Annotated in this window: 9 protein-coding genes; 2 read left to right on the top strand and 7 right to left on the bottom strand. The window is 62.8% G+C overall.

The window, feature by feature from the left end; translation table 11 throughout:
* Positions 1-184: 184 nt before the first annotated feature.
* The gene (locus THIMADRAFT_RS12510; RefSeq protein WP_007193411.1) at positions 185-793 is read left to right on the top strand and encodes a glutathione S-transferase family protein; all 609 of its coding nucleotides are present in this window, start codon (positions 185-187) and stop codon (positions 791-793) included.
* A gap of 27 nt (positions 794-820) precedes the next feature.
* On the opposite strand, the gene THIMADRAFT_RS12505 is transcribed toward THIMADRAFT_RS12510, so the two are convergent.
* From THIMADRAFT_RS12505 to uvrD, 7 genes are all read right to left on the bottom strand, one after another.
* Positions 821-2,116, bottom strand: coding sequence for a citrate synthase (locus THIMADRAFT_RS12505; protein ID WP_007193410.1), 1,296 nt, complete (start codon positions 2,114-2,116; stop codon positions 821-823).
* Positions 2,117-2,336: 220 nt separating this feature from the next.
* Complete coding sequence (gene mdh / locus THIMADRAFT_RS12500; RefSeq protein WP_007193409.1) at positions 2,337-3,275, bottom strand: malate dehydrogenase; 939 nt, start codon at positions 3,273-3,275, stop codon at positions 2,337-2,339.
* A gap of 361 nt (positions 3,276-3,636) precedes the next feature.
* Positions 3,637-3,837 carry a 50S ribosomal protein L31 gene (rpmE, locus tag THIMADRAFT_RS12495; RefSeq protein WP_007193408.1) on the bottom strand — a complete coding sequence of 67 codons (201 nt, stop codon included), beginning with the start codon at positions 3,835-3,837 and terminating at the stop codon, positions 3,637-3,639.
* 171 nt (positions 3,838-4,008) lie between these two features.
* Entirely contained in the window at positions 4,009-5,196 is a 1,188-nt protein-coding gene (hemW, locus tag THIMADRAFT_RS12490) for a radical SAM family heme chaperone HemW (RefSeq protein WP_007193407.1), read from the bottom strand.
* A complete protein-coding gene (locus THIMADRAFT_RS12485) occupies positions 5,193-6,278 on the bottom strand; it encodes a TRAP transporter substrate-binding protein (protein WP_007193406.1) in 1,086 nt (361 codons plus the stop codon). Before THIMADRAFT_RS12485 ends, hemW begins: the two co-directional genes overlap by 4 nt.
* A gap of 115 nt (positions 6,279-6,393) precedes the next feature.
* Complete coding sequence (locus THIMADRAFT_RS12480) at positions 6,394-7,608, bottom strand: 30S ribosomal protein S1 (RefSeq protein WP_007193405.1); 1,215 nt, start codon at positions 7,606-7,608, stop codon at positions 6,394-6,396.
* A gap of 205 nt (positions 7,609-7,813) precedes the next feature.
* Positions 7,814-9,988, bottom strand: a complete 2,175-nt coding sequence (uvrD, locus tag THIMADRAFT_RS12475; protein ID WP_007193404.1) for a DNA helicase II — start codon at positions 9,986-9,988, stop codon at positions 7,814-7,816.
* 575 nt (positions 9,989-10,563) lie between these two features.
* Between uvrD and hemE the strand changes: the two genes are divergently transcribed.
* The gene (hemE, locus tag THIMADRAFT_RS12470; protein WP_007193403.1) at positions 10,564-11,628 is read left to right on the top strand and encodes a uroporphyrinogen decarboxylase; all 1,065 of its coding nucleotides are present in this window, start codon (positions 10,564-10,566) and stop codon (positions 11,626-11,628) included.
* Positions 11,629-11,681 lie beyond the last annotated feature (53 nt).

The following is an 11,681-nucleotide window of genomic DNA, read 5'->3' as shown; positions in this document are numbered from 1 at the left end:
CCGTTCTGTTTCGGCTCGCCGCGCCAGTCCCCGAGCGGCCGGGGTGCTTTGGCGGGGCGACCGAGCACCGCGCCGGGGCCGAACCTCGGCTCGCCCCATTATAGACACGCTCAACGCCGATGCGCGGGGTTTGAGCAGATGAATGATGCACCGATGCCGGGCGCAACTGAACGAGGGGTACGCCATGCCGACGAGAGAACGGATCGACGCCCAGCGTGAGCGACTTGCCTACGAGGCCGCTCGCATCGTCCTCGAACAAGGTCTGGATGATTTCGACCGGGCCAGGCGAAAAGCCGCCGAACGCATCGGCGTTCAGGACCGGCGTCATTGGCCGACCAACGAGGCGGTGCAGGACGCGGTTCTCGCTCAGCGTCGGCTCTTCATGGGCGGGGCCGACGAAGATGAGCTGCGAGACCTCCGGGTGGCTGCCCTCCAGGCGATGGAACAGCTCGACGCGTTCGCGCCGCGACTCATCGGCGGCGCTCTCAGCGGTGCGCTCGGCTCCGGATCGGGGATCGAGCTTCTATTGTTTGCCGATCGCGCCGAAGACGTCATCTTCACGTTGCTCGACCTGCGTATCCCGTGGCGCGGGGCCGAGCGCACGCTGCGCTATCCGGACGGACTGCGTTGCGCTCATCCGGCCTTTCGATTCGTGGCCGGAGACATTCATGTCGAGCTGATCGTGCTGCCGCGACGGGCCTTGCGCAATCCACCTCTGGATCCAGTCACCGAGCGTGTCCAGCGAGGAGCCGATCGTGAAGAAGTGGCCCGGCTGGTCGCGTTCGGCGGCTGAATGAGGATCGGTTGAATCGTCGTCCCTCTATCGCTTCGAAATCGGTAGGTAGTCTCTCTGTGTAGGGCCATGGTAGATCTGGCGGGGACGTCCGATACGATTGTTGGGGTCGGACATCATTTCCATCCAATGCGACACCCAGCCGACCGTGCGCGCGACCGCGAACATGACGGTAAACATGTTGCGCGGTATACCGAGCGCCTGGTAGATGATCCCGGAATAGAAGTCGACATTCGGATAGAGCTTCCGTTCTACGAAATAGTCGTCGCTGAGCGCGATCTCCTCGAGCTTCATGGCCAATTCGAATAAGGGATTGTTGGTGTCGGCGAGCTCTTCGAGCACTTGGTGACACACCTCGCGAATGATCTTCGCGCGTGGATCGTAGTTCTTGTAGACCCGGTGTCCGAAACCCATCAGGCGAAACGGGTCGTCCTTGTCCTTGGCCTTTTCCATGTAACGTTGGACGTTCTTGACATCCCCGATCTCATGGAGCATGTCCAGGACCGCTTCGTTCGCTCCTCCATGCGCGGGACCCCAGAGCGAGGCGATACCCGCCGCGACACAGGCAAATGGATTCGCGCCCGAGCTGCCGGCGAGGCGCACCGTGGAGGTGCTGGCGTTTTGCTCGTGGTCGGCGTGGAGAATGAACAGCAGATTCATCGCCTTCTCGGCGATCAATGTCGGCTTGTAGACCTCGCAGGGTGTGGCGAACATCATGTGCAGAAAGTTCGCGCAATACCTCAGATCGTTGCGTGGATACATGATCGGCTCGCCGATGCTGTGCTTGTAAGCCGCTGCAGCGATAGTCGGGAGCTTTGCGATGAGACGATGCGCGGAGATCTCGCGGTGGCGTGCGTCGTTGACGCTGAGCGAGTCGTGATAGAAGGCGGAAAGTGATCCGACGACCCCGATCAGGATCGCCATGGGATGCGCGTCGTAATGAAAACCGTTGAGAAAATCCTTCAGGTTTTCATTGAGCATGGTGTGGCGGGTGATCAGCTTCTCGAACCCGACGAGCTCTGTTTCGACGGGTAGCTCCCCGTAGAGAAGCAGATAGGCAACCTCTAGAAAACTCGCCTTGGTTGCGAGTTGCTCGATCGGATACCCCCGATAGAGAAGGATCCCGTCCTCGCCGTCGATATAGGTGATGGCACTGTGGCAACTGGCCGTCGACATGAAACCGGGGTCATAGGTAAAGATTCCGGACTCTTTATAGAGGGATGAGATGTCCGCGGCCGACGGGCCGACACTGCCGGAGCGTAACGGGAAGTCGATGCTCTCGCCCGTGACGTTGTTGGTGATGGTGATCGTTTGGTTCGCCATAAGCTCGCTCCTGGCCGTCTTCGGGACATCGCGCCCCGCCGGCGTTGGTGTAGTGGTCTCGAGTCTCGACCGCGGCGTGACCTCGAGCAAGGCCGATATGCCGGGGTCGGTCGTGACGTTGTCCGCGGTCGGCGATGCGCGCTGCCTTTTTGCAAGAAGAGACATCGGCTCGGCCCGGCGCCCTCGGGCGTGACGGAATCAAGCAATTATCAGCCCAACCTCAAGGCAGCGACAGGCTGCGCAGTCGCTCGATGTCGGCTCGAACCGCGCTTGTCGATCGGTCGAAATCGGCGCGCTCGCGAGGATTCAGATCGAGCTCCACGATCGACTCCATGCCTCGCTCGCCGAGGACGCAGGGGACGCCCATGGCGATGTCGCTTTCGCCGTATTCGCCCTCGAGTAGCGCGACACAGGAGAGCAGTCGCCTGCGGTTGTTGACGATGGCGTCGACCATCGCCGCAACCGCGGCGCCGGGCGCATCGTAGGCGCTCGAGTTCTTGCGCAGGGCGAGGATCTCGGCACCACCTTGGCGCGTGCGCTCCATGATGGCCTCGATACGCTCCGCGGAGATAAAGTGCGAGATCGGGATCCCGTTGATGGTGCAGAAACGCGGCACCGGCACCATTGTGTCGCCATGCCCGCCGAGCACCATGGTCGTGATGTCGAGCGCCGAGAAACCGGTCTCCTGAGCGATGAAGCTCGCCATGCGCGAGGCGTCGAGGACACCGGCTTGTCCGAAGATCCGACTGCGATCCCAACCGGTGCGTTGTGCGACCCGATAGGTCAGCGTATCGACCGGATTGGAGACGATCAGTACCATGGCATCAGGCGCATACTGCATGATCTGATCGGTCACGCCATCGATGATGCGGACATTCGCTTCGAGAACATCCGAACGAGACATGCCGGGTTTACGCGGCAGACCCGCGGTCACGATGACCAGATTTGAATCCCTGAGGATCTGCGGATCGTTGCTGCCGCTGATCGCGCAATCGAACTCGAAGAAGGGCGCCATTTGCAGGATGTCCAGCGCGATTCCCTCGGGGACCCCCTCGCGAACATCCATGAGAGCGATCTCGCGACAAAGCTCTTCCTCGGCCAGGATCTGCGCCGTCGTCTCGCCGACTCGGCCGGCGCCGATGATGGTGATCTTGTTCACGTGACTGTTTCTCCGATCAGTGGTCTGTTGACCACGGTCGCGCGGACCAGCCTCGTCGCCGTGGCCTCCGGGGCATCAGACGGACTTCGCCCCGCGGCCTATCTTACACCCGCGCCAGCGTGCGTGGCCCGCAGCACGCGCGCGCTTGATCGAGGCAGTCAGCCCACCGCTTGTCCGGCGCGGATTGAATGGAGGCGGATAACCGCTCGGTCCGCGGCTGATCGCGATCGGACTCGGGAGAGACGGTCGAGGAGCGCCGATGCGCGGGGCACCGCGTTTGGCAGGAGACGTTCGGCAGGAGGAACCGACTCGGTCGGCGAGCCGGCGTGCGCCGGGCGGGACAGCGCCCGGGGCATAGGCATCAGCGCGCGTATTTGCGCCTGAACTTGTCGACGCGTCCGGCCGTGTCGAGGACCTTTTGCTTGCCGGTGTAGAAGGGATGGCAAGCGGAGCAAACCTCGACGTGCATTTCCTTGCCCAAGGTTGAGCGGGTCGTAAACTCGTTACCGCAGCTGCAGACCACCTTGACGTCGGCGTAGTTGGGATGGATTCCTTCTTTCATGATGACCCTGGCGTTGGCATTGGCCCCGATCGGGCGCTGAAAAATCGATGGAACGCGGTAGGATACAACCTGGAACAGGCTCCCGCAACCGTGTGTTGCGCCCGTTTGTCGCGGGTCGATCGCCCCGAGCGCAATTTCGGTCCCGGTCCGGGCTCCTCCTCGGGGCCCTGATCATGCCCGCGTTGCGAAACGCGCAACGAGGTCGTCCAGGAAGCGATAGCCCGGGCTCGTGGGCTCGACCCGGTCGGCGAGGATCCGAAGCATGCCGTCGTCTACGGCGCCGCGGACGATGTTCGCGATACGCGACCAAGGCAGCCCGGTGGTTTGCGTGAAGAGGTCGCGCGGGAATCCTTCGGTCAGTCGGAGTGCGTTGAGTGCGAATTCGAAAATGAGATCCTGTTCGTTCAGGATCCGCGTGCTGCTGAGCAAGTCGTCGGGAGATGCACTCAAATACGCCACGGGATGACGGCGTTTGGCGGTTCGCGACACCTGCCGGTCGACGCGTGCGCTGTCCTCCCTTGTTAACTTTCCGTGTGCGCCCGCGCCGATCCCGAGATAGTCGCCGAACTCCCAGTAGTTGAGATTATGACGACACCGCGCGCCGTCCTGTGCATGTGCGGAGACCTCGTATTGACGGTAACCGGCGTGCGCCAGGTCCTCGAGCCCCTGTTCCGCCATGTCGGCGGCCAAGTCTGGATCCGGCAGACGGGGCGGGTGGGCATGAAACGCCGTATTGGGCTCGAGGGTTAGCTGATAGTAGGAGACGTGCTCGGGTTCCAGAGCGATCAACCTCGCGAGGTCCTGTCGCGCCCCGGCAAGGTCCTGCCCGGGAAGGGCGAACATCATGTCCAGATTGAGATTGTCGAAGCCGGCCGCGCGAGCCATCCGCAGGGTGTCGCGAACATCCTCCGGCCCGTGGATCCGCCCAAGCGCACGCAAACGCGCTGCCGAGAGACTTTGCACGCCGATCGAGAGCCGATTCACCCCCGACTCTCGATAATCTTCGAAACAGGCCGCGTCGCGCGTCCCGGGGTTTGCCTCGAGGGTGATCTCCACCTCGGGGAGCAAGTCCGCGCGCTCCCGAACACCGTCGAGTAAACGCCGAATCGCCGAACCGGGAAATAGGCTGGGTGTACCGCCGCCGATAAACACCGAGCTCAAGGGGCGGCGTGCACCGGGCCGATCGAGCTCCAAGTCCAGATCCGCCAGCAGGCGTGTCACATAGGGTTCGAACGGCGGCGCATCCGCGGCATGCGAGTTGAAATCGCAGTAGGGGCATTTACTGACACACCAGGGGGTGTGCACGTAGAGCGCAAGCGGCAACGCCTGCGCGCCGCCGCTGCTTGCAGACTCGATCACGCCTGATCGCGTGCCTGCAGGTAGGTCAACTCCCCGATTCCACTCCACTCCTTGCTTTGGCTGAGGAATTTCTTGTAGGAGCTGTAGACCTTCGAGGAGAACTCGTCCTTTTGCGCGATCTCCGCGACGGCCTCCTCCGAGAGTGCTCGCAGCTTGAGGATGACGTCGTCGGGAAACCGTCGCAGGTCGACGTTGTGCTTGGTGATGAGGGTCTGCAGCGCGACCGGGTTGCGTGCGGTGTACTCGGCGAGCATGTCCTGATTGACGACCTTGCAGGCATTCATGACGATGGATTGAAGATCCGCCGGCAGCCCCTCGTAGACCTTCTTGTTGATCATGGCCTCCAGGATCGTGCCCGGCTCGTGCCAGCCTGGATAGTAGTAATACTTGGCCGCCTTGTAGAGACCGAATGCCAAATCGTTGTAGGGTCCGACCCACTCGGTCGCATCGATCGTACCGTTCTGCAGCGCGGTGAAGAGCTCGCCTCCCGGCAGATTGACCGGGATACCGCCAGCCCGTGCCAAGACCTCGCCGCCGAGGCCGGGGATGCGCATCTTCAGGCCTTTCAGGTCCTCGACCGAGTTGATCTCCTTGTTGAACCAACCGCCCATCTGAACGCCGGTGTTCCCGGCAGGGGCAGGGACCAAGCCGAACTGCGCGTAGAGCTCGGTCCAGAGCTCCATTCCGCCGCCGTGGTAGATCCAGCCGTTCATCTCCTGTGCCGTCAGACCGAAAGGCACGGTGGAGAAGAACTGGGCAGCTTCGCTTTTGCCTTTCCAGTAATAGGCCGAGCCGTGGCCCATCTCGGCGGTCCCGCGCGAGACGGCATCGAAGATCTCGAATGCGGGGACCAGCTCGCCGGCGCCGAAGACCTTGACCTCGATGCGACCGCCGCTCATCTCGCCGATCAAGGCCGCCAGGTTATTCGCACCTGTGCCGAGACCGGGAAAGTTCTTCGGCCAGGTGGTGACCATCTTCCACTTGTATTCGGCCTTCGCATGAGCCGACCCGATACCGCCGGTCAACGCCCCGACAGCCAGCGAGCCAGCACCAACCCCTTTGATGAAATCGCGGCGTTGCATCCCCGTCCTCCAGTCTGCGTGTTGATGATCTCTGTGCCGTGCCTCCGGGGGCCGACGGCGGAGCCAAAGCGCGATCCCCGGGCCTATAGTCCAGTCCGCAAAGGTCCGAATAAACCTACGATCGGCCCTTCTTCAAAGACTCTTGAAGAAGCGCGCCGAAGCTGCCCAGGGTCTTCTCCGGGGCCTCGGCAGCCGGTGCGCCGGGCATGATGCCGGGCGCCTGTAGTCCAGCCTCGACTCCCTTGGTTTCGTCGAGCGACAGACTGATCCGACGCCGCTCCGTATCGACCCCCAAGACGGTTGCCTCGACCGGGTCCCCGACGTTCAGGACCTCGCTTGGATGATTCACGCGCCGCCCGGCGCCGAGCTCGCTGATATGCACCAGACCGTCGATCCCCGGGGCCAGCTCGACGAAGGCCCCGAAGGGTTGCAGCCGACTCACCGTGCCGCTCACGCGCTGACCGACGGGGAAGGTGTCGGCGGCTTCCTGCCAGGGGTCGCGGGCGAGTGCGCGGATCGAGAGCGCAATCTTCTCCCGACTCTTCGGACCGCTCGGCGGCTCGATGCGCAGCACCGAGACCTCGACGGGCTGGCCGACGCTGAGGATCTCCCCGGGATGCTTTACATGACCGAAGGCCAGCTGGCTGATGTGGATCATGCCCTCGAGACCGCCGATATCCACGAACGCACCGTAGTCCTTGAGCGAAGTGACAACCCCGGACAGCACTGCACCTTCGTGCAGTTGCGCCCGCGTCTCCTCGGCGCGCAGGCGTTGTTCCTCTTCGAGCAGGACCTTGCGCGACAGAACCAGATTCGGACGTCGGCCGCCTTCGAACTTGGTGATTCGAAAATCGAACCGCTGACCGACCAGCTCGGAGAGGTCTTCGATGAAGCGGATGTCGACCTGAGAGGCCGGACAGAAGGCCCGCAACCCGGCGACTTGCACCTCGACGCCGCCTTTGACCGCCGCACTGACCTGGCCTTGTACCGGAAGCCCTTGGCGGTAGGCGCCCTCGATCTCCTCGATACCGTGATAGCGGTGCCCGTGCTGACTGCCGAGCAGCAGCATCCCGGAGTCTTCGTCCTTGCCGGTGACATGCGTCTCGATGGTGTCGCCGACGGCGGACGTCAGATTGCCTTCGGCATCCTTCAGTGCCGAGACCTCGAGCCGACCTTCCGACTTGGCCCCCAGATCGACGAAGGCGTAATCCTCGCCGATCGACACCACGACGCCCCGTACCTTGTCTCCGACGGCTGCCTCGCCGGCGGCAGACTGCGGATGGGTCTGGTCGAATTGCTTGAGGAGGTCTTCGAAGCTGGGTTCGGACATGGTTGCGGAGTGCCGTCGTCGAGTTGAGGGTCGCGGCTAAACCGCGTCCGGAGTGAGATGCGTCGTCTCGGGATCACCGCTGCCTTGTCGCAGACCAAGGGTATCGGCGAGACGCGGTTTCGGATTTAGGCGATCAATGTAGAACAATTCGAGCGCCTGTCACAGCGGTGGTCGAAGGTCCGTCGTCCTGCCCGAGCGCAGCGCGTCAACCTGCCGGCTCGAGCCGAGCATAAGCCAGAACCAACCACTTGGCCCCGGCCTTCTGAAAATTGACCTGAATCCGAGCCGCGGATCCGCGGCCCTCGCTGTTCAGGACCACGCCCTCGCCGAACTTCGGGTGAACCACACGCTGCCCGAGCCTGAAGAGACCGGCATCACCGCTCGACATCGACGCCAGGCTCGGACTCGGACCGGAGGTCGTGCGGCGAACCGCGCTGCGGGCTCTGACCTCTTCGACCAATCCGGGTGGAACCTCGCGCAGGAATCGCGAGGGCATCGGCGACTCTTCGCGGCCGTAGAGCCGCCGGCTCTCGGCGTGGGTCACGTAAAGCTCGCGCATCGCGCGCGTCATACCGACATAGCAGAGTCGGCGCTCCTCTTCGAGCCGGCTCGGATCCTCCGCCGAAAGACTGTGCGGGAACAGCCCCTCTTCGAGCCCGACCAAGAAGACGACCGGAAACTCCAAACCCTTGGCGCTGTGCAGGGTCATGAGCTGCACACTGTCCTCGAACCCGTCGGCTTGGGTGTCGCCTGCTTCCAGCGCGGCATGCGCGAGAAAGACCGCCAGCGCGTCGGTCTCTTCCTCGTGCAGGTCCTCCTCGAAGCGCGCGGCCGTGTCGACCAGCTGCTCGAGGTTCTCCACCCGATCCTGGCCCTTGCCGTCCTTGTTCTTCTTGTAGAAATCCGGCAAGCCGGCCGCCTCGACGAGTGCGGTGACCAGCTCATGCAAAGCCAATCCGTCCCGTGCTCGGCGCTGGTCGCGAATCAGATCCACGAATCCAAGCAGTGCGGCGCCACCCCTCGGACCCAATACGGATGTCCCGGTCAGATCGGCTGCCGCCTGCCAGAGCGAGACCCGCGTCTCGCGCGCCTGCCGGCGCAACAGATCCAGGGTGCGTGCGCCGATGCCACGGTTCGGAGTATTGACCACGCGCTCGAAGGCGGCATCGTCGTCCGGGTTGGCGACCAAGCGCAGATAGGCGAGCGCATCGCGGATCTCGGCGCGCTCGAAGAACCGCAGTCCGCCGTACACCCGATAGGGGATCTGCGCCTGGATCAGCGCCTCTTCGAACAGGCGTGATTGGGCCGTGGTGCGATAGAGGATGGCGCACTCGTCGCGCCGATGCCCTTCGTTCTGCGTGAAGCGGCGGATTCTCTCCACCACGAATCGCGCCTCGTCGACCTCGTTGAAGGCCGTGTAGCGGCGAATCGGCTCGCCCTCGCCGTCTCGGGTCCAGAGGTTTTTCCCCAGACGGCTTGGATTGTGTGCGATCAGTGCGTTGGCTGCGGCCAGGATGTTGCCGCTCGAACGGTAATTCTGCTCCAGCCGGATGACCTGCGTGCCGGGATAATCGCGCTGAAAGGATTGAATATTTTCGACCTTGGCGCCGCGCCAGCCGTAGATCGACTGATCGTCGTCGCCGACGGCGAAGAGGTTGTCGTTCGTCCCGGCCAAGAGTCGTAGCCAAGCGTACTGGATGGCGTTCGTATCCTGGAACTCGTCGACCAGGATATGGGCGAAGCGTCGCTGGTAATGCTGCAGGATATCCGGACGCTCGCGCAGCAGCTCCAGCGTCTTGAGCAGCAGATCGGCAAAGTCGAGCAGGCCCGAGCGTGCGCGCTCCTCCTCGTACTGGCGGTAGACCGCGATCATCTTGTCGGTAAAGAAATCGCCGCCGCCGTCGAGGTGGTTCGGCCTCAGCCCCTCGTCCTTCTGCTTGTTGATGAAACCCTGCACCTGACGGGGCGGCCAACGCGCCTCGTCGAGCTCCATCGCCTTCATGATCCGCTTGATCAGGCGGGACTGATCGTCCGAATCCAGGATCTGGAAATGCTGCGGGAGCTGCGCGTCCTGCCAGTGCGCACGCAGAAAACGATGGGCGAGGCCATGAAAGGTCCCGACCCACATCCCGCCGATCGGCACGCCGAGCATGGTCTCGATGCGACCGCGCATCTCGCGCGCTGCCTTGTTCGTGAAGGTGACCGCGAGCACCGCATAGGACGGCACCTGCTGCACCTGGACCAACCAAGCGATGCGATGGACCAGAACGCGCGTCTTGCCGGACCCGGCACCCGCGAGCACTAGAAGATGACCGGACTCGGCGGCAACGGCCGCGCGCTGAGCGTCGTTGAGTGAATCGAGAAGGGCGGAGACATCCATCGCCTGGATTCTACTAAACCAGCTCCGGCATGACATGTGTTGTTGTCGATTGGCTCCGAGCGAGGCGTGGCCGGACGCAGGGATGGGGCCTAAAAACTTTTTATTTCAGTCTGTTGGGTGACTGTCGGGGCTATGCGGGCAGCATCGCCCCGTTCCTCGGCCGCTTCTTTATTCAAAACAGCTTAAATAAAAAAACAGTAATCTTAATAAGCGTTGTGGATAACTCATCCGTGTCGAAAAAATAATCAAGGTCAATCCCTTGCGTGAATTTCAGGCTGTTTCCCGGTGGTCGCTCAACCTGTGCATAACCGGTGTGCAAAAAGAGGTCGTCAAGATGAACACACCTTATCCACAGACTTCTAGACCCAGTCGTGAACAGACTTATACAGTTATCCGATCCCTGGTTCCCCCGCCGAGCCGTCGCTGTTCGGCCTGCGTGCGACTTGGCGCCCGCACCGGAACGGCGAACTTCGGCGCCTGCACCCTTCGCAACCTCGTCAGGAGCAAAACCCGTATGTAGAATGGGCGCCCGAACCACCGAGACCCTTCTTCCTCGACTGCCCAGGTCCTGCTTCATGACGCCACTCATCAATGACACCTTCCTCCGTGCAGTGATGCGCGAACCCGTTGAATACACACCGGTTTGGATGATGCGCCAAGCAGGCCGCTATCTGCCCGAGTACCGTGCGACGCGCGCGAAGGCCGGCAGCTTCATGGACCTGTGCAAGAACCCGGAGCTGGCCTGCGAGGTCACGCTTCAGCCGTTGGAGCGTTTTCCGTTGGATGCCGCCATCCTTTTCTCGGACATCCTGACGGTGCCGGACGCGATGGGTCTGGGTCTGTATTTCGCAGAGGGTGAGGGGCCGCATTTCGAGCGCCCGGTACGCACGCAGGCCGACGTGGATCGGATCGCCGTGCCGGATCCCGAGGACGAGCTGCGCTACGTGATGGATGCCGTGTCGACGATTCGACGCGAGCTCGCCGGGCGCGTGCCTTTGATCGGCTTCTCCGGCAGCCCTTGGACACTCGCGACCTACATGGTCGAGGGCGGCGGTGCGAAGAACTTCTCGCATGTGAAGGGGATGATGTTCGACCGCCCGGATTTGCTCCACGCCTTGTTGGCGAAGACCGCGGACGCCGTAATTGCCTACCTGAACGCCCAGATCGCCCGCGGTGCGCAAGCGACCATGATCTTCGATACCTGGGGCGGTGCGCTGGCGCCGGCGAACTATCGCGAGTTCTCCCTGGCCTACATGCAGCGCGTGGTCGAGGGTCTGAATCGCGAGGCGGAGGGACGAGCCGTCCCGGTGATCCTCTTCACCAAGAACGGCGGTCAGTGGCTGAAACACATGGCCGATACCGGCTGCGACGGACTCGGCGTGGACTGGACGACGGATCTGGCCGATGCGCGCATCCTGACCGGCGATCGGGTCTCGCTTCAGGGCAATCTCGATCCCTGTGCGCTCTACGCCTCACCCGAGCGGATCCGCGAAGAGGTCGCGCGCGTGCTCGCCAGCTACGGCAAGGGTCCGGGCCATGTCTTCAATCTCGGACACGGGATCACGCCAGACGTCAATCCGGAGCATGCCGGGGCGATGGTCGCGGCGGTGCATGAGCTCAGTCGCCCCTACCACGGCTAAACCGCGTCCGGTGCGATAAAGGATCTTTGGGATTGGGCTTGCGGTTGCGTGAG

This window comes from Thiocapsa marina 5811 (genome assembly GCF_000223985.1).
Taxonomy (GTDB): domain Bacteria; phylum Pseudomonadota; class Gammaproteobacteria; order Chromatiales; family Chromatiaceae; genus Thiocapsa; species Thiocapsa marina.
This window is presented reverse-complemented; position numbering and strand designations above follow the sequence as displayed.